The 19,497-nt window shown below is 62.2% G+C and carries 12 protein-coding genes; 9 read left to right on the top strand and 3 right to left on the bottom strand.

What is annotated here, in order from left to right; translation table 11 throughout:
* Positions 1–119: 119 nt before the first annotated feature.
* Positions 120–2,375: a TonB-dependent receptor gene (locus ACFPN2_RS33340; RefSeq protein WP_380604835.1), complete on the top strand. Its 2,256-nt coding sequence runs from the start codon at positions 120–122 to the stop codon at positions 2,373–2,375.
* A gap of 70 nt (positions 2,376–2,445) precedes the next feature.
* Complete coding sequence (locus ACFPN2_RS33335) at positions 2,446–4,365, top strand: CocE/NonD family hydrolase (RefSeq protein WP_380604833.1); 1,920 nt, start codon at positions 2,446–2,448, stop codon at positions 4,363–4,365.
* 22 nt (positions 4,366–4,387) lie between these two features.
* Here ACFPN2_RS33335 and ACFPN2_RS33330 read toward each other — a convergent pair whose 3' ends face one another.
* The gene (locus ACFPN2_RS33330; RefSeq protein WP_380604831.1) at positions 4,388–5,401 is read right to left on the bottom strand and encodes a FecR family protein; all 1,014 of its coding nucleotides are present in this window, start codon (positions 5,399–5,401) and stop codon (positions 4,388–4,390) included.
* Entirely contained in the window at positions 5,398–5,907 is a 510-nt protein-coding gene (locus ACFPN2_RS33325; protein WP_380604829.1) for an RNA polymerase sigma factor, read from the bottom strand. The genes ACFPN2_RS33330 and ACFPN2_RS33325 overlap by 4 nt, the downstream gene beginning before the upstream one ends.
* 131 nt (positions 5,908–6,038) lie before the next feature.
* On the opposite strand from ACFPN2_RS33325, the gene ACFPN2_RS33320 reads away from it, so the two are divergent.
* The 3 genes from ACFPN2_RS33320 to ACFPN2_RS33310 are packed head-to-tail and all read left to right on the top strand — an operon-like array spanning position 6,039 to position 14,655.
* Positions 6,039–8,675, top strand: coding sequence for a TonB-dependent receptor domain-containing protein (locus ACFPN2_RS33320; protein ID WP_380604827.1), 2,637 nt, complete (start codon positions 6,039–6,041; stop codon positions 8,673–8,675).
* Positions 8,676–8,680: 5 nt separating this feature from the next.
* On the top strand, positions 8,681–11,332 hold the full coding sequence (locus tag ACFPN2_RS33315) for a S9 family peptidase (protein WP_380604825.1): 2,652 nt from the start codon (positions 8,681–8,683) through the stop codon (positions 11,330–11,332).
* A gap of 26 nt (positions 11,333–11,358) precedes the next feature.
* Positions 11,359–14,655 (top strand): S8 family serine peptidase, encoded by a 3,297-nt coding sequence (locus tag ACFPN2_RS33310; protein WP_380604823.1) that lies wholly within the window; start codon positions 11,359–11,361, stop codon positions 14,653–14,655.
* Here ACFPN2_RS33310 and ACFPN2_RS33305 read toward each other — a convergent pair.
* On the bottom strand, positions 14,645–15,787 hold the full coding sequence (locus ACFPN2_RS33305; protein WP_380604821.1) for a dipeptidase: 1,143 nt from the start codon (positions 15,785–15,787) through the stop codon (positions 14,645–14,647). The genes ACFPN2_RS33310 and ACFPN2_RS33305 overlap by 11 nt on opposite strands.
* A 204-nt stretch (positions 15,788–15,991) precedes the next feature.
* Here ACFPN2_RS33305 and ACFPN2_RS33300 point away from each other — a divergent pair, with 204 nt between their 5' ends.
* From ACFPN2_RS33300 to ACFPN2_RS33285, 4 genes are read left to right on the top strand one after another with little or no spacing between them, the layout of a single operon-like run.
* Positions 15,992–16,384, top strand: a complete 393-nt coding sequence (locus ACFPN2_RS33300; protein ID WP_380604819.1) for a hotdog domain-containing protein — start codon at positions 15,992–15,994, stop codon at positions 16,382–16,384.
* A complete protein-coding gene (locus ACFPN2_RS33295; protein ID WP_380604817.1) occupies positions 16,381–16,791 on the top strand; it encodes a cobalamin B12-binding domain-containing protein in 411 nt (136 codons plus the stop codon). Before ACFPN2_RS33300 ends, ACFPN2_RS33295 begins: the two co-directional genes overlap by 4 nt.
* On the top strand, positions 16,788–17,780 hold the full coding sequence (meaB, locus tag ACFPN2_RS33290) for a methylmalonyl Co-A mutase-associated GTPase MeaB (RefSeq protein ID WP_380604816.1): 993 nt from the start codon (positions 16,788–16,790) through the stop codon (positions 17,778–17,780). The genes ACFPN2_RS33295 and meaB overlap by 4 nt, the downstream gene beginning before the upstream one ends.
* A gap of 2 nt (positions 17,781–17,782) precedes the next feature.
* Positions 17,783–19,474 (top strand): methylmalonyl-CoA mutase family protein, encoded by a 1,692-nt coding sequence (locus ACFPN2_RS33285; RefSeq protein ID WP_380604814.1) that lies wholly within the window; start codon positions 17,783–17,785, stop codon positions 19,472–19,474.
* Positions 19,475–19,497 lie beyond the last annotated feature (23 nt).

Below are 19,497 nucleotides of genomic sequence, written 5' to 3'. Positions count from 1 at the left end.
GGCTTATCCGATAAGCGGCGCTAATCCTCGGCATTAAATCTATTAGTTAGCGACCCCGTGCGGCCCGCGCTAAGAATCCACGGCACTCGCCGCGTCAGAAATCTATGGGGTATGAAGCGATGCGAATTCAAAACTGGAGTGCCCTGACCCTGCTCGCCACTGTGACCAGCTCCGGTGCGTGGGCGGCCGAACCGGCGGCCAACGAAGAACGACGGCGTCTCGAAGAAGTCGTGGTCACCGCGACCAAGCGCGAAACCAATCTGCAGGAGACCGCCGCGGCGGTCAGTGTGATGTCGTCGGATTCCATCGAGAAACGACATCTGGTCGGCATGGACGATTATCTCGCCGCGTTACCGAGCGTCAGTTATCAAGACCGCGGCGCCGGCTCGAACACCATCACGATTCGTGGCATTGCGATGGGCTCGCAGCTCGATGCGAACTCTCCCGTTGGCAGTTACTTCGGCGAAGTGCCGGTCACGGGCTTGGGGCCGCAGGTCAACGGCAACCAAGCCGGCAACGCCGATATCAAAATGGTCGATGTGCAGCGGGTAGAAGTGCTGCGCGGTCCGCAAGGCACGTTGTACGGCTCGGGCACAATGGGCGGCACTGTCAGAGTCATTCCCAAGGCGCCGAATCTGGAGCAGACCGAGGGCAGCGTCGCCACGGAATATTCCTTGACCGGTCGCGGCGGTGGCCAGAATTACATGGCGCAGGCCGTGGTCAACGCGCCGTTGGTTCAAGACAAGTTCGCGGTGCGCATGGCGGCGTATCGGTACGACAACGAGGGTTACATCGACAACGTCGCGGTCAGCAATCCGGACCCGCAGGTGATCGACGCCGCCAATGCGGGCGCCTTTGCGCAGGATCGAAAGCATGTGGGCGGTGACGTTTATACCGGCGCTCGCGTCACCGCGTTGTGGAAGCCCACGACCGAGTTCTCTGCAACGCTGATGCATATGACGCAGAAGATCGAGCAGGACGGCTTCCGTGAAGTGGAAACCGATCTGCCCGGCAAGTATCAGCAGACGCGCGTCAAGGTCGGCGAGATGGGCCTCGATAACGAATACGTCGACATGGATCTCGACATCACCAACCTGGTGCTGGAATACAACTTGGGCTGGGGCAGCGTGCTGAACTCCAGCTCGTTGATCAAGAGCGAGGCGGCGAGCGATCTGGAACTGTCCTTTCTCGGTGCGCCGTTCCTTGGCAGCGGCTCCTACAACGAGAACGAGAAGGAAGTCATCGTCAACGAGCTGCGCTTCACCTCCGATCTCTCCGGACCGTTGCAGGCGCTCGCCGGCGCGTACTATGAAGATCGCACCGTCGATGTCGATGTGGCGATTCGTTGGAACGGCCGGCCGCCGGCGCCCGCGAGCGCGTTCTTCAGCCAAAGTCAGATCAGAAACAAGCAGAAGCAGGTCGCGGGCTTCGGCGAGCTGTCGTATCGCCCGTTCGAGCCGCTGACCCTGACCGCTGGCGTTCGTTATTTCAAGTTCGATCAAGCGGTGCCCATCTCACGCAACCTGGGCACGCCGAGCAGCACCGAAGGGCGCAAGGCCAGCGTCGATGGCGATAACCTGAAGTTCAACGTTTCGTACAAGTTCAGCGATCAGTTGTTCGCTTATGCGCAATGGTCGCAGGGATTTCGCGAGCCGCGCTTCCAAGGTCAGATCCTTCCGGAGTACGACGCCGATCACGACGGCCTGATCGAGTTCCGCGACGGCATCGAGCGCCGCGTGACCGAAGGCCTGCTCGATCCGGACTCGGTGGACAACTACGAAGCCGGCATCAAGTTCTCATCGAGCAACGGCCGGTTCAAAGGCAGCTTGACCGGATTTTTGATCGATTGGGAAGGCATTCCCGTCGTGCCGTCGTTGACTGCATTCCAGGGCGCCGCGTTGTACTTCAATGCCGGCGAGGCGAGATCGCAAGGCGTGGAATTCGAAACCACCGCCGAAGTGATCGACGATCTGATCGTCGAGTTGTCGGCGTCCTGGGTCGATGCCACCTTGGCGGAAAGCTCAGAAGGTCTCGGCGAAAAGGGCGATCGATTGCCTGGCTCGGCCGAATACAACGTCAAGGCGGCGCTGGAGAAACGTTTCGATCTGGGTGGCCGTGAGAGCTTCGTGCGCGCCGACTACACCTATATCAGCGAGTACTTCAGCCTGTTCCAGGAGACCGGCACTCCCGCGGGCGACTACAGCCTCGTCGATCTGAGTGCCGGGGTCAGGATCAATACCATCAATGTCGGTCTGTTCGTAAAGAACACGGCCAATGCCGACGACTTCACCTGGGTCGACAACGTGTTCGCCGCTCAGCGAGCTTACCGGCTGCGCCCGCGCACCGTCGGCTTCAATGTCGGCATGAATTTCTAATCGTGTTCAGCCCCTCGGGCACGATCCCCACGTGCTGGTGTGGGTCGTGCCTCTTTTTTTGGGAGAGCGTATGGGTTCGATGAGGGTGAGTCTGGTCGCGGTGATGCTGGCGCTGCCGCCGGCGCATGCATCCGAAGGAGCTGTCAGTTTGAGCGATATTCCCCGCCAGTTCGAGCCGGTGCTGCCGGCGCAGGACTTCGTCAAGCGCGTCGTGATGATTCCCATGCGCGACGGCGTGAAGCTGCATACGATCATCTATGTGCCGAAGAGCGCGAAGAGCGCGCCGATGTTGATGAACCGGACGCCGTACGATGCGACGGGGCGTTCGACGCGCTCGGCCGACAGCGCCTCGTTGCTGGGGGCGCTGCCGACGGGCGATGAGTATTTCGTGAAGGCGGGATACATCCGCGTGTATCAGGACGTGCGCGGAAAGTATGGATCGGAGGGTGACTACGTGATGACGCGTCCGCCGCGCGGACCGCTGAATCCGACTGAGACTGATCATGCCACCGATACCTGGGACACCATCGATTGGTTGGTGAAGAACGTGCCCGAGTCGAACGGGCGCGTCGGCATCATCGGCTCCTCCTATGAAGGCTTCACTGCCGCCATGGCGTTGCTCGATCCTCATCCGGCGCTGAAGGCGGCGGTGCCGCAGGGGCCGCTGATCGACGCATGGATGGGCGACGACTGGTTTCACTACGGCGCGTTTAGAAACATCATGCTCGGCTACGTTCATATGCAGACGGGCCAGCGCGGCGCCGGCACGATTGCGCCCAGCGACACCTACGATAAATACGAAGAGTTTCTGCGGGCCGGCTCGACCGGCGACTACATGCGCTCGCATGGTCTCGCCCAGTTGCCTTGGATCGAACGCACGATGGCGCATCCAGCCTACGACGCGTATTGGCAAGGTCAGGCGCTCGACAAGCTGCTCGCGGCTCATCCATCGAAAGTGCCGACGCTGTGGACGCAGGGCATGTGGGATCAAGAGGACATTGGCGGTGCGAACCGCGCCTGGCGAGCACTCAAGGCAGCGGGGAGCGAGGCCAACAACTGGTTGGTGCTCGGGCCATGGAATCACAATCAAGTGAAGGCGGAGGGGAGTTCGCTCGGCCCGATGGTGTGGAGCGAAGACACGGCTCGTCAGTATCGCCGCGACATTCTGCTGCCGTTTCTGGACGAGCATCTGCGTGACGGGCCGCCGTCCGGCCTCGCACGCGTCACCGTCTACAACACCGGTGAGAAGCGCTGGGAGCGCTTCTCGACCTGGCCACAGATCGGTGAGCTGAAGCCGCTTTATCTGAGCGAGAGTTTCAAGCTGTCGTTCGATGGGCCTGCGCAGTCGAGCGGTGGCGATGCCTATATCAGCGATCCGGCCAAGCCCGTGCCGTTTCTGCCGCGCCCGGTGCTCGATCCGTTCGGCGACCTGACGCCGGGGGCGTTGGGGACTTCTTATGAGCCGTGGAGCAAATGGCTGGTGGCCGATCAGCGCTTCGTCGACGGTCGCACGGATGTGCTGGTGTATGAGACGCCGGTGCTGACGCAGCCGGTACACGTGCAAGGGATTCCTATCGCCGACATTCGCGCCATGACCAGCGGCACCGATGGCGACTTCGTCGTCAAGCTCATCGACGTGTATCCAAAGAAGGATCCGCTCAATGCCGCGGTCAGCGGTTATCAGCTGGCGATTGCGATGGATATATTTCGCGGCCGCTATCGGGAGAGCTTCGAGCATCCCAGCGCGATTCCGGCCAACAAGCCGCAGCAGTACAAGTTCGAGCTGCCGAACGTGAATCATGTGTTCCAGCCGGGCCACCGGATCATGGTGCAGATCCAGTCGACGCTGTTCCCGCTGTACGACCGCAATCCGCAGACGTTCGTACCGAACATCTTCAACGCGAAGGCGGTGGATTATAAAAAGGCGGAGATCACGGTGCTGCGATCGAAGCAGCAGCCGTCGGCGGTGCTTCTGCCTGTTGTGGAATAGAGCTGAAGCACTCCTGGCGGGGCTATCGCCGGTGCAGCCGTATCTCCTTCTGCTCCTCCGTCACTGCGATGTCGAAGCGGTTGGTGAGCGCGAAGGTGACCGATTCCATGTCGCCGATTCGGAAGCGGCCGGACAGGCGGACCGATCGCAGCGCCGGGTCGGCGATGACGAAGGGTTTGACGGTGTAGCGATTCACTTCCCGCAGCACATCGAGCAGCGGCTCATCGTCGAATTGCACCATGCCACCGGTCCAGCTGGTGGCGGCCGCTGCATCGATCGCGATGGGCGCGGGAATCGGCACTTCCGGAGCCACGTTCAACTGCATGTTCGCGATCAGATCGACCGATGGCGTGCGCGCAGTGTCGATGCGCGAGACTCGTACGCGGCCTTCCGAAACCACGACCTGCGTGCCGCCCTCGGTGCGGCGGACGCTGAACTTGGTGCCGATGGCGCGGACTTCGAGATCGTCGGTGCGAACGATGAACGGCCGCTCGGGATTCTTGGCGACTTCGAAGAAAGCCTCGCCGCGCGGCAACGCCACCACGCGCGAGCTATCGCTGTAGAGCACCTTCACTTCTGAATCGGTGTTGACGACGACGCTCGAGCCGTCGGAGAGCGTGACTCGCTGCTGCTCGCCGTGGCCCACCGAATAGCGATCGTTCGCGTACCAGAACCAGCCGACCATGACGGTGAGCAACAGCAGGGCACAGGCGCCAGCCAGCGACGGAGTCAGTCGGGACAGGCGCACCGGAACGAATCTTTCGCTCTGTCGCTCGGCCGCTCGCAGTCGTCGATAACCTTCCAGGCGCGGCAGCTCGGCGCGATGTTCCCGCAGCTGCAGCCCGAGATAGCTGATCTTGTTGATCTCGGCGTACGCCTGCGCGTTGCGCGGGTCGGCTTTGAGCCACTGATCCAGCACCAGCAATTCCTGGCGAGTCACGTCGGGACATTGAACGCGCACTGCCCATTCGGCCGCGGTGTTGGGATAGCCGCCCAACACGTGCCGCAGGTGAGTCCATATCGACGGGGTGTTCATCGCAGGTAGTCCTTGAGTCGTTCCTGACTATGGGCGAGCGCTTTCGCCATGTGCCGCTCGACGCTGCGGATCGAGATGTGCAACCGGCGAGCGATGCCCGCGTGCGGCAGCCCTTCGAGATAGTAGAGCGCGAAGACTTGTTGAGTGAGATCGGGAAGCTCATTCAGCGCGTCGACGACCCGGCGCAAGCCTTCGCGCCAATAAAGAATCTCGCTGGCTTCGACCTTGCTGCCCGCCGGGGTGTTCTCGTCGAGCGCGAAGTGATCGTCGGCGTGGTGAGTTGCACGCGAGCGCTGTACATCGGTGGCGGCGTTGTAAGCCGCTTTCACCATGTAGGCGCGTGCGTCTTCTTCCAATGCACCGGCCTGTTCGCGTCTGACCAGGCCCAGGAACACATTCTGGGTCGCGTCCTGTGCATCGTCGTCGTTGCGCAGCCGCCGTCGCAGGAAACTGCGGACGCGTTTCCCCTGTGACTTGAAGAGCCGGGCGACGGGCGATTCGGACATGAGACCAAGACTGCCACGAATTTCAGGTCCGCGGAAAATATCTTGGCGAGCTGTCGGGTTCTCACGAACGCGCCGTAAGTACTCCACAGGGGAGCGTCCGATCATAACAATGCGTTTGAAGGGTCAACATCATGGGTCAACCGCGTCGTTCCGTTTGTCTGGCGGTCCGTGCACAGCTCGCGGCGTGCGTGCTCGCCACCTCGCTGGCCTGGGGCCAGACCAGCCGTCTCGAATTCGACTTGCCTGCTCAACCGCTGGAAGCGTCGCTGCGCGCCATTGCGGAGCGTGACAACTTACAGATCGTCTATGTCAGTGCAGATGTGGCGGGCATCGCCGCCCCTGCGCTCAAAGGGCAGTTCACGACCGTCGATGCCATCACCAAGCTGACCGAAGGCACGCGCCTCAGTGTCAGCTTCGACGGCAAGGCGACGGTGGTGGTGAAGCCGAAAGAAACATCGAGGGAAGGCGCGCTGCGCGACTCGGCGCAGTCGTGGTACGTGGACGAAGTGGTCGTCACCGGCACCAACATCAAAGGCGTGGCGCCGGCCGGCTCGCCGGTGATCGTGATCGACAAGGAGACGATCCGGCGCAGCGGCTACAGCACCACCGAACAGTTACTGCAGTCCTTGCCGCAGAACGTGCGCAGCGGCTCTGAAGGCGCTACGGCCGATGGCGAGTTGAGTGCGGGCTCGCTTGCCGGCGTCAACAGCACCAAGGGCACCGGCGTGAACCTTCGAGGTCTCGGCTCGGTTGCGACTCTCACGTTGATCAACGGCCGCCGGATCGCGGCATCGAGCTCCGGCACGTTCACGGACATTTCATTGATCCCGCTGAGCGCCATCGAGCGCATCGAGATCCTGAGCGACGGCGCGTCGGCCATCTACGGTGCCGATGCAGTCGGCGGCGTGGTGAATTTCATCCTCAAGCAGGATTTCGAAGGGGCGGAGAGCCAGGCGCTCTACGGCTTCACCACCGAAGACGGCCTCGACGAATGGCAGCTCACTCACACGGTGGGCTCGCAATGGGGCAGTGGCAATGCGCTGTTCGTGATCGACTACAAGAACCAGAGCGAGCTGCTGGCCGCGGATCGCGATGTCACGTCGACGGTGCGCCATCCCACGTCGATCTTTCCCGAGAACAAACAGATCGCGTTCGTGTTCTCGGGCCGGCAGCGGCTCGGCGACAAGTTATCCGCTCAGGCCGACGTGCAGTACTCGCATTCGGAGCGCTTCGGCCATCTCACATTCAGCGGCGGCAGGCTGACCGCCGAGCAGCCCAACACCATCGATCGCATCAATGCGGCACTGGGTCTGACCTACGAGCTCGGCCGCGACTGGGAAGTTTCGCTCGATGGTGTGGTGAGCCGGGAAGACATCGACCTGCGTTTCGATGCCAGGAATGTGGCCACCGGCGCGCCCGATGCGTCGCAGTCATACGTCCAGGATCAGCGCCAGGACCAGTGGAGCTCGGGCATCAAGGTGACCGGCCCGCTGTTCACTCTGCCCGGCGGCAACGTCGGGCTCGCGGTCGGCGCCAGCACACGCTCCGAGGAATACTATCGCAAGGTGCCATTGTGGGCCGCCGACGAGGAAGCGGAGCGCACCGTCAAATCGATGTTCGCGGAATTGCACGTGCCGCTGGTCGGTCACGACAATGCGATGACGGGTGTTCGCAGACTGGAGATATCGCTGGCCGCCCGCTACGACGACTACTCGGATTTCGGCGACACCACGAATCCTAAGATCGGCATCTCGTGGTCGCCCATCGATTCGCTCGAGCTGCGCAGCAGCTACAGCACTTCATTTCGCGCGCCCTCGGCGGGTCGCGAGCTCGCCGACAGCAACAAAGGCATCGATCCGCTGATGTTCATCTATTCGTTCACCGCGCCCGATGGCGTGGGCTACGTGCCCGTGATCCAGCTGTTCGGCTCCTCGCCGCTGGTCCCGGAGGAGTCCAAGAACTGGACGGTCGGGCTCACGTTTCGTCCCGAGTCGGTGTCGGGGCTGGAGATCGGGCTGACTTACTTCGACATCAAGTACACCGATCGCATCATCGCGCCGCCGTTCGATAGCGGCGCACTGCTGGATCCGACATTGCAGGCGTTCGTGACGGAATATGCGTCGGCGGCGGCGCTGCAGGCTGCCCTGGCGCAGCTGGTGAATGGCCCCGTGAGCTACTACGACGCCTCGGGACCGAGCTATGCCGGCGGCTTCTTCGGTCCCAACCCGGAAAACAGCACGCGCTACACCTACGAGAGTCGCTGGATCAACGCTGGCAAGGTCGACATCAGCGGCTTCGATCTGACCCTCGACTATGGCTTCGAGTGGCGCGACAACCAGTTTCGCTTTGGCTTCAACGCCAGCCATCTCCAGGAAATCATGAGCTCGTTCGCGCCCGGTGTGCCCGCGGTGGATCTGGTGGACACGACCGGCAATCCGCTCGACTGGCGAATTCGCACCACCGCCTGGTGGTCGCGCGGCAAGTACGACGCAGCGCTGGCGGTGAACTACGCCGACTCCTATGTGGATACGTCGGGTGCGATCGATGCGCCGATCCGCTCCTATGTGACGGTCGATGCGAACTTTCGATATGAGCTGGGCGACGCGGCAGTAGCGAACAAGAACCTGTTTCTGTCGCTCAGCGTGATCAATCTGCTCGACGAACAGCCGCCGTACGTGGCTGCCTCCGGCCGCAACTCGCACTACGACGGTGCCAACGCCAGTCCGCTCGGGCGGATGGTGACCTTCGGCGTGTCCAAGCGGTGGTGATCCCGATGCGCATCTGCCTGGTCAAGTTGTGGGCACTGTTGGTATCGCTGTGCGTGGCGGGCGGCGCGTTCGCGCAGCATCCGATGACGCTGGACGATTTGTTCAAGCTCAGCGTCGTCAATCACACCGCCGTCTCCCCGGATGGCGAGTGGATTGCGGCGGTGATCATCCGTCCGGTGACGCCCGGCGAGATGTACGGTCGGACTTATTATGAAGCGGACGTGACGCGCGCCGATGTCTGGTTGATTTCCACCAGGACCGGCGAGCGACGCAATCTCACGCAAGGTGCGCGTGACGCAAGTGGATTCTGGTGCGCCACCTGGTCACCCGACGGGCAACGGCTTGCCATGCTCTCGACCAAGCCCGCGGGAAAGGAGCCGCGCGGCGGCGATAACATCCGCTTGCACGTATGGGAGAAATCCAGCGGGGCGATCAAGCGGCTGAGCTCACGGGCGATGATGACGCAGACGATGGGCGGCTCGTCGCTCTATCGCGTCGATCTTCGCAATCAGTTCAACCAGGCTCACAACGCCGGTCGCTGCAGCGACGAGGAGAACGCGCCGTTTGTTTGGATCGACGACACTTCGCTGCTGGCGGTGGCACTTCCGCAAGGAAATGTTTCCGGCCTGCTCGATGCGTACTCGCGCAGCTTGAAGCATGCGTTCGCGACATTGAAGTCGCTCGAGCAAGGCGACCAGCCGACCGTATCGTCGGTTGAGAGCGCGGGCGCAGAATCCGCCGCGCCATTGAACGTCTCGCTGCTGCGGATCAACGCTCGCAATGCCCGATCGGACGAGATCGCGTCGGTGCCCGTGTTTCCGCTGGACGGCGATCTGCAGATGGTGGTTGCGCCGGATGCGAAATCGGCGGCGCTGTTGGCGACCATCCGTGCCACTGCGCCGGGCGGCGGTGAGAAGTTCTCTTATCCGTTCGGCTCCTGGGCAGTGGACAAGCAGCTGGGATTTGTCGATCTCATAGCCGGCTCGTCGGTGCGTTGGGCGCCGCTGCCTGCAACCGGCAAATATCTGCTGGACCTGTTGTCCTGGTCGAACGATGGCAGCGCGGTGGCGGTCCGTGCGCGTCCCAAAATATCGACGCTGTCACTGACCATGTTCGTCGCGTCCGCTCGCGATCTCTCCATCAAGCGCGTGAGCCCGGAAGCGCTGTCGATGGCGGCAGCGGCGTCAGGGGCCGACATCCCGGACACGTCGAGCGTGATCTGGGCCGATACCGGCGGGCTGATTGCGAAGGCTGTGCGTGCCGATGAGGAACTGTCGCCGCTGGAGTGGTGGATCCGTCAGGTTCGTTCGCGCAGCGTCCCTCGCGCCGACTGGTGGCTGCTTCGCGACGATGCCGAACCTATCAATCTCACCTCGAAGATGGCGCACGTTCCTGCAAGCTTGCATCGTGTCGCATCGAACGGCCGGTTGGTGGGAGTCGCCGACGATGCGCTGTGGACGCTCGATGCAACCAGCGGCGAGGCAACGCGACTCGCATCGGCACCGCTGCCGCAAGGGGCCGAAGTCGTGTGGGCCGGGCCGCAACGAAGCGCGGCATTTGAGCTGTTGATCGCTGGCAAGGGCAAGGACGGAGTGCGGCCTTGGGTGCGGGCACAGATCCAGGGCGACACTGCAACGGTGACGCCGATCGAGCTGCCGAACCCGACCGCGCGATTCGAATCGTACGACGCGGCACGCACGCGACTGCTGTTCAAAGATCAGGCACCAACGGGCACGTTTCTGTGGGCGACGAATGCGGCTGGCACTGACGCCAGGAAATTGCTGTCGATCAATGAGCATATGGCCGATGTGGCGATGGGCGAGACCCGACTCATCGAGTATCGCGGCATCGATGGCCAGTCGTTGCAAGCCGGCGTGATTCTGCCGCCGGACTATGTGCCGGGTCGCAAGTATCCGATGCTGATGTGGGTGTACGCCGGCGCCACGGTGCGCGGCTTCGACAGCGATTTTTTCAATGCCTATTACGCCGGCATGTACAACATGCGCCTGTACGCCGCGAAGGGCTACGTCGTGATGATGCCGAGCATGCCGCTCGCGCCCGATGGCGGGAAGAACGACGATTACATCGACCTGCCGAAGGGTGCGATGCCCGCCGTCGACAAGCTGATCGAGCTGGGCATCGCCGATCCCGATCGGCTCGCCGTGATGGGCCAGAGTTACGGCGGCTACAGCACGTATTCGCTGGTGACTTACACGAATCGCTTCAAGGCGGCGATTGCGATGGCCGGCATCACTGAACTGGTGAGCTTGTACGGACAGTTCGATCCCACCGCGCGCGGTTACGGGGGCATCGAGCATCAGAAGTCGGCCAACTGGGGGCTGCTGGAACACGGTCAAGTCAGCATGGGCGTGCCGCCGTGGGAAGACCTATGGCACTACCTGAGGAACTCGCCGCTGTATTTTGTCGATCGCGTGCAGACGCCGCTGCTGATGATTCATGGAGAGCAGGACATTCGCGGCCCGATGTCGCAGGCGGAAGAGTTTTTTTACGCGCTGTACCGTCAAGGCAAGCGGGCGAAGCTGCTGCGGTATTGGGGCGAAGATCACGGGCTGCGCCAGTCGCCGGCGAACGTGCGCAGCGTGGTCGATGAGATCGTCGCCTGGCTCGACACGAACCTGGCGACCCAGAACAAATAATCCCCAATAGGCCTCGAGGTCACACGATGAAGAATCTGCTATGGCTGGCGCCGTGGTTGGCGCTGCTGGCCTCGCGCGCATGGAGCCTGGATGCGGTCGAATCCAGCAAGCTGGCGCTGTACGAAGCGAATGGCGAACCGTATGTGGTCCTCGCCATCGCCGCCGCAGAGGGCAGGACCGGGGAGGTGATCGATCTCGTGCGCCGAGAGGGTGGTCGCGTCGACTATGTTCGCAAGGACGTCGACTACGTGACGGCCGTGTTGCCGACGGCGCGCGTTCGGAAGTTCCTGGATCATTCGTCGATCGCAGCTGCCGAGCTCGACAATTTTCGTGGGCGCTATGGTGAGGCGCTGTTCGGTTGGGAGTCGCCACCGTGGTCGCCACCGAAAACACCGGCTGAGGCCGAGGTCGACAAAGCTGCGACGTCCGTGCGAGACGTGCGTGCGGACTGGCCGCCGCAGCTCGGAGCGCCGAACCTCGAACAACCGTACGACATTCTGAAAGACATGGACGGAATCGCTTTTCGCGAGCGTCTCGGTGGCAACGACGGTCGCGGCGTGGTGATTGCGCACGTGGAATGGTTCCCGGATTTCCTGCTGCCCGAGTTGCAGACCGCGTGGTCGGCCGGCGGCGAGCGGATTCCGAAGTTTCTGGATGTGATCAATCTGCCCGCGACGCTGCCGACGCTCGATCCGCAGTCCGAGGGTATGGGCGAATTCTGGACTTCGCGCTTCTCGTCGTCGCTGACGTCGCGCTCGCGGCAGCTCACGCATCGAGGCCGGACGTATTCCGTGCCGTTCGACGGCGCGTTTCGCATGACGCGTCTGGCGGTGCTGTCCACTGACGGCGGCGTACAGCGCATTTATGAGATCGGCCACAAGGTTTGGTCGCAGAATGCAGTGCCGGCTACCGAACAGGAGGCGGCGGCAGGAGTGTTGATCTCCTATCCCGTGCTGTGGTCCGAGCGCAGCCAGCAAGCCTGGCTCGATACCGATCTCGACGGCGATTTCGCGGATGAGCTTGCGGTGGCCGAATATCGTCGCACGCACGAGTTCGGCATCGTCGGCCGCGACGATCCGAAAACACCGGTGCGAGATACGATTGCGTACGCGCTGCAAAGGGACCGCGATCGGCTGTCGTTCAACTTCGGTGTCGGCAACCATGCGAGCGCAGTGGCCGGCGCCGCGGTCGCAAACCGGACGCCGGCCGGCCGCATCGACGGCGTTGCACCGGGTGCGCAGTTGCTGGCGGTCTCCGCGCACGGCAACGATTCCATCGCGACGTTCGTTCGCGGGATCATCACGGCCTTCACGCATCCTCAGGTCGACGTGGTGCTGATCGAAGGACATTTGTATCTTTCGGGCGTCTATCATCTGGCGAGGGACGGCCGTTCCGTGCCGGCACTGATTATCGCGAGGCTGCAGGCACGACATTCGAAACCGGCGTTCGTCACCGCGGACAACGTCATCGGCATGGGCAACGTCATGGACACGGCGATGCCGGAGTCTGTGATTGCCGTTGGCGCGTATCAGAGCGCCGAGAACGGCTACGTCAATCTCGGCATTCACAGTCGCAATCGGGACAGCCTGCATTGGGTCGGCTCCGAGGGGCCTGCCGGAACGGGGGCGTTGAAGCCGGACCTGGTTGCTCCGGCGACGCCGATGTCGCTTGCCGTAGGCTTCAAATGGGATCGCGGTCGCGCGCGACGCGGTGGCGTCTACGAGCTGCCGCCTGGCTATGACATTTGCGGCGGCACTTCATGTGCAACGCCCGTAGCGGCGGGAGCAGCGGCGCTGCTGATGGGGGCCGCCAAGCGCGAGCGGCTGGCGGTCGATGGAAATCGTGTACACCGGGCCATGCGCGAGTCTGCGCGCCGCCTTCCGAACATCGATACTTATAAACAAGGGCGCGGGCTGGTTCAGATCGATGCAGCCTGGCGACATCTGCAGGCAGCTGCTAGCGGGACTGTCGAAGTCATCGACGTCTCCGCGCCGGTTCGAACGGCGGTGAGCGATCGGTTGCCTGTACCGAATGTCGGCAGTGGCCTATTTGAGCGAGACGGCTGGAAGCCGGGTATGCGAGGCACTCGCGAAATCACGTTGACGCGGAAGACCGGACCGCGCACGCCCGTTCAGTACGCGCTGTCCTGGCAAGGACCCGACCAGCGTGCATTCGAGACTCGTGCGTCCGTGGAGTTGCCGCTCGACAAGGCGGTGACTCTGCAGATTCAGATCTCGGTAGGGGAGCCGCGGGTGTACAGCGATCTGCTTCGGCTGGAGCGTGCAGGTGTCGAGATTGCAACGGTGCCTGTGACCGTCGTCGTGCCGCACCCGTTCACGGCTGAGAATCGCTTTGAGGTCAGTGAGGAGGTCCAGCTGGATCGGCCAGGTCGCCACAACATGTTCTTCGACGTGCCCGAGGGAGTTGAGTTGTTCCGGATCAGCGCTGGTTCGAAGCGCCAGAAGATCAGCGTGCTTCTGCACGCGCCCGACAACTACCAGGTGGTCGAGTACGGCACCATCGAGGCGCTGTCGACGTCCGGTGGACTGTCGGTGTTCCGCCCCATGCCCGGTGTGTGGCAGGTGACCTTGGTTGATTCCACCGATGCATCCGAGCACGACTGGTCGGTGCCGGAGAACGAGGCGCTGCCGGCGACCGCAGTGACGACCACCGCTTCGATCTACTCCGTCGATCTGCAGCAGCACAGCGGGCAGGTGACGCTGAGCAATCGGTATGCGTCTTTCGTCGGCGGCCTGATTTCCGCGCCACTTGCGGTACGGCGAGAAATCGATTTGCAACTGCGCGCCGGCGAGCGAGTGGAGCGTGAGATCGAGGTCATCGCCGGCGCGTCCTGGCTGACGGTCCGGACTGAGATAACGACTCAGGATGCCGCCACAGTCGACCTCCATCTCTACGACTGCAGCGGCTCCACCTGCCTTCCCGCCAAGAGTTACGACCACGCTCGTGACAAGCAGATCGTGGTGACGAATCCTTCGGCGGGTCGGTGGAAAGTCGTGGGTAGCGCGCGAGGCAGGGGAGCGGCAAACGTTCGACTCATCGAGGCAATGGCACATCCTTCGTACGGTTCGCTAGCGACCACCGATAGCATGATCCAGCGTCGACCTGGCGATGTCTGGTCCGTGGATCTGAATCTGTGGCCACGGCAGCCAGTGCCTGCGGGGTTCGAGCTGGCTGCGATGTTTCGAGTTGGCGTGCAGGGCGTAAGATTCCCGCAGGGGCGAGGCGGGGCCGCGGCAAGTGGCTCTGATGCCGCGGCGCTGTTGAGGTGGGTGCCTGCACGAGGTGAGGGCGTCAGCCGATGACCTCACCAAAGACTCTCAGCCAGTTGCCGCCAAGAATCTTGACGATCGCCTCTTCTTTGTAGCCGCGCTTGATCAAGCCCGCAGTGAGATATTTCCATTTGTGCTCGTCATTGAGGCCTTCCGTGCCCAACGGGTATCTAAACCGATAGGTGTTCTTGAAGAACGGCTCGCCGTAAGCGGCGAGAAAGGCTTCCTTCTGCTTCGGGTCGGTCGGCCAGCCGCGCACTAACGTATCGCTGCCCAGGGCGACGTGGTCGATGCCGACCAGTTTCACGATGTGATCGATATGATCGATGAAGTCGCTCATGGTCACCGGCAGATCGCGCTTGACCATGACGTTGACCGTCGTCAGCCCCATCACGCCGCCTTTCGCCGCCAGCTTACGGATGTGCTCATCCGTCTTGTTACGAGGATGCTGGTTGAGCGCCGCGCAGTTGGTGTGGGAGAAGATCGAAGGCTTCTTGCTGAACTCGATGGCGTCGAAGCTGGTCTGATGGCCGGAGTGCGAGCTGTCCACCATGATGCCCAGCTCGTTCATGCGCTCGATCACCGCCAGCCCGAAGGTGCTCACGCCCGCGTCGGTGCGCTCGGTGGAGCCGTCGCCGATGTCGTTGCGCTCGTTGTACGTAAGCTGCATCGTGCGGACGCCGAGCGAATGGAACATGTCGAGGTTTTCCAGCCGGCCTTCGATGGGCGTGTTCTGGAAGTTCAGCATCACGGACCGCTTGCCTTCCTGCTTGGCGCGACGGATATCGCCAGTGGTGCGTGCCGGGGCCAGAATGGAACTGTTGTCTTTGATGAACCGGTTCCAGGCGGCGCAATCCTCGACGGCGGCCGCGAGCGGGAACGCATTGAGCATATAAGAGCCCTTGGCATTCTCCGTCTCCGGCTTGCGAACCCCGAGCGTGGTGCTCATGCAAGTGACGGCGCTGTCCTTGATGTACTTCAAGCCTTCCTGATCGCGGATTTCGTCGCACAGCATGTCGACGACGATGGAGCGGGCGTAAAGATCCTCGGCTTCTTTCATCAGGACCGGTACGTCCTGAGCTTTGCCCAGGGCCGGCAGCGCCCAACCGAACGCTGCGCTGGAGGCCAGTGCGCCCTGCATGAAGCCGCGTCTGCTGATAGTCATGATTCGTCCCCTGTCGCTGTTTGTTTTGTCAGCGGGCATCGTAGGTAAGCGGCCCCGGCAGCGGAAGAAAATTGCGGTAATGGCGCTCATAAGAGCGCGTTATGCCGCCGCTATTACGCAGCCTTATCTCGCGTATTAGAGCTATTAGCGATGAGCGAGCCGAGGCGCGGCTAAGATCTTTGCTCGACTGTCAGGGGAGTTTGCATGTCCGGTTCATTGGAAGGGGTCATCCGTGTGCGCATGTCCACAGCGGATGGTCACTACGCGGGCGGCTTGGTGGATGGGGCGCGCATCGTGCAATTGTTCGGCGATGCCGTGACCGAGCTGCTCATCCGACACGACGGCGATGAGGGTCTGTCGCGCGTGATGAATGCCGAATTTCTCGCGCCGGTCCGCAGCGGCGACTTTCTCGAAATTCGAGCGAAGGTCGTGGCGGTGGGAAAGTCGTCGCGGACCATCGAGTGCACGGCGCACAAGATCATCGAGCTGGTCGATCCGAACGACTCGGCGGCCAATGTGCTGCCCGAGCCCTTGCTGGTCGCGAAACTGACCGATGTCGCCGTCGTTCCCCTCGACAAACAACGAAACGTCAAATGAGCACTAACAAAATCCGCGTCCTGGTCGCCAAGCTGGGACTCGATGGCCATGACCGCGGCGCCAAGGTCGTGTCTCGCATCCTGCGAGATGCGGGCATGGAAGTGATTTACACGGGCCTCTACAAAACGCCGACGCAGGTGGTCAACGCGGCGATTCAGGAAGACGTGGACGTGATCGGCGTCAGCCTGCTGTCCGGGTCGCACGTGCCGTTGTTCCGCGAGCTATGCAGATGCCTGCGAGAGCACAAGGCCGAGCACATCTTCGTCGTCGCCGGCGGCGTGATTCCCGAACAGGACTATGAGCCGCTCCGAGAGTGCGGTGTGGATGTGATTATTCCTCAGGAAGCACGCGCCGATTTGATCGTCACGACCATCACAGAGCTGGTCGAGGCTCGTGGGCGCATATGACTAGCGTTGCTCGCTTCGACCGGGCGAAGCGTCCGACGTACGTCCCTTCGCTCGAGCTGGTGCCGGAGGTCCTTGCGGGCTCCAGACTCGCGATCGCTCGTATGATCTCGCGGGCGGAAGGCAACTACGCCGAAGCAACGGCAGCCCTCGCTGAGATCTACAAACATACAGGCAAGGCTCACATCATCGGCATCACAGGCGTGCCGGGCGCCGGCAAGTCGACGCTCGTGGCGTCCTTGATCAAGGCGCTGACCCTGGAAGGTCACAAAGTCGGCGTGGTGGCGATCGACCCCAGCAGTCCATTCTCAGGCGGCGCCATCCTCGGCGATCGGGTGCGCATGAACGATGCGGCCGAAGCGAATCAGGCGTTCGTTCGAAGCATGGCCACGCGCGGTCATCTCGGTGGCCTTGCACCCTCGACGCTTCAGGCGGTCGACGTGCTCGATGCCGCCGGATACTCGCCCATCATCATCGAGACCGTCGGCGTCGGTCAGGATGAAGTGGAGATCGTGACGGCCGCTCACACGGTCGTCGTGCTCTCGGCCCCTGGGTTGGGCGATGACATCCAGGCGATCAAGGCGGGCATTCTGGAAATCGCCGACATCCATGTCGTGAGCAAGGCCGATAAACCGGAAGCCGCGGCGACCGTCGCAGCGATCAAAGGCATGCTCGCGCTGGGCGGAGGCACGACGCATTCGACGTGGGGTTCTCCCGTTCTCGCTGTGAGCTCGGTCTCCGGCGAACACATGGAGAGCCTGCAGGCGACCCTGCGCAATCACTGGAAACATCTGCAAGATAGCGGCGAATTCGCGGCGCGTGAGCGTAACAACTGCAGGACGCGCATCTTCAACATGGCCCGGCATCTGTTTCAGCAGCAGTTCGATGCGGGCGCCAACGACCTCGAGCAGCACTTGCAAGCCGTGGTGAGACGGGAATCCGATCCCCGCACCGCTGCCAACGTATTGCTGGGCTGGAATCAAGAGAGATAGAGATGAAGCTTTTCTCGGACGCAGCGATAGCCGACCTTCGTAAGAAACAGGCGGAGTGGGAGGAGAAGGAGCTCGCTGCCGCGCTCAAGGGGCGAGCAGAGGAACGATCCGACTATCAAACCGAGTGCGGCATTCCTCTGAAGCGGGTCTACACCGCCGCCGACGTGGCCGATATTCCCGCCGATGAGCTGGGCTTTCCCGGCGCGTATCCGTTTGTTCGCGGTGTCTATCCGACGATGTATCGCGGCCGGCCCTGGACGATCCGGCAGGTGGCGGGCTTCGGCAATCCTGAAGCTACCAATCGTCGCTACAAATACATGATCGAGACCGGCCAGACCGGCCTCTCTACCGACTTCGACCTGCCGACGTTGCTCGGCCTGGACTCGGACGATCCCATGGCGTTCGGCGAAGTGGGTCGCGTCGGTGTCGCCATCGACACCATCGAAGACATCGAGCGGCTGTTTGATGGCATCGATCTGGAGAAGATCTCCGTCTCGCTCACCATCAACCCTTCCGCGTGGGTGATCTACGCGATGTTCATCAGCGTGGCTGAGCAGCGCGGCTGCGATCTGACCAAGCTCGCAGGCACGTTGCAGGCCGATCCGCTGAAGGAATACGTGGCGCAGAAGGAATGGATCTATCCGGTGCGCCAGGCGGTGAGGCTGCTGCGCGATATGATCGTTTACAGCACCAAGGTGACGCCGAAGATCAATCCGATCAGCCTGAGCGGCTATCACCTGTCCGATGTCGGCGGCAATGCCATCCAGGAAATCGCGTTCATCATGGCTTTCACGATCGCGTATTGCGAGGAAGTCATCGCGGCCGGCATGGACATCGACGACTTCGCGCCCCGGCTGTCATTCTTTTTCATCAGCCACCAGGATTTTTTCGAGCAGATCTGCAAGTTCAGAGCCGCACGACGCGTCTATGCGAAGGTGATGTCGGAGCGCTTCAAAGCCAAGAAGCCGGAGTCGATGCGACTGCGCGTGCACGTGCAGACCGCAGCCATGAGCTTGACCAAGGTTGAGTATCACAACAACTTGATGCGCACAGCGATCCAGGCGCTCGGCGCGGTGCTCGGCGGCTGTCAGAGCATGCACACCAACGGCCTCGACGAGGCCTTTGCGATTCCCACCGAAGAGGCGATGAAGCTCGCGATCCGCACTCAGCAGATCATTCGCGACGAGATCAATGTGACGTCGGTGGTCGATCCCCTCGGCGGCTCGTACTTCGTTGAGCGTCTGACGTGGGACATGGAGCGGGAAATCTGGAAGGTGCTCGACGAAGTGGATCAGCTCGGTGGCGCGGTCAAGCTGGTGGAGGACGGTTGGTTCCAGCAGAAGCTGGCGGACTCGGCCTATGCGATCTTCAAGAAGATCGACAGCGGCGAGAAAATCTCTGTGGGCGTCAATCGCTACGTTGATGAAAATGCCCGCGCGCTCGATGCGGAGATTCATCCGTACGACGAGCAATGCACGCAACTACAGATCGATCGGCTGAATGCCGTGCGTGCCAAGCGCGACACCGCGTTGGTCCAGCGTCTGCTGAAGGAGCTCAAGGAGCAAGCGCGCTCGTCCGATGTGAACCTGTTGCCGAAGACGATCGAGCTGGCCAAGGCCCGCGCGACGCTGGGCGAGATCTGTGGCGCCCTGCGCGAGGTGTGGGGGGCGTACGAGGAGCCGATGATCGTGTAGCCGCGGCAAATTGCTCAGTGCTG

It is taken from the genome of Steroidobacter flavus, assembly GCF_042651805.1.
Lineage (GTDB): Bacteria > Pseudomonadota > Gammaproteobacteria > Steroidobacterales > Steroidobacteraceae > Steroidobacter > Steroidobacter flavus.
The sequence above is the reverse complement of the archived record's forward strand: the minus strand, read 5'-3'. Positions and strand labels throughout refer to the sequence as shown.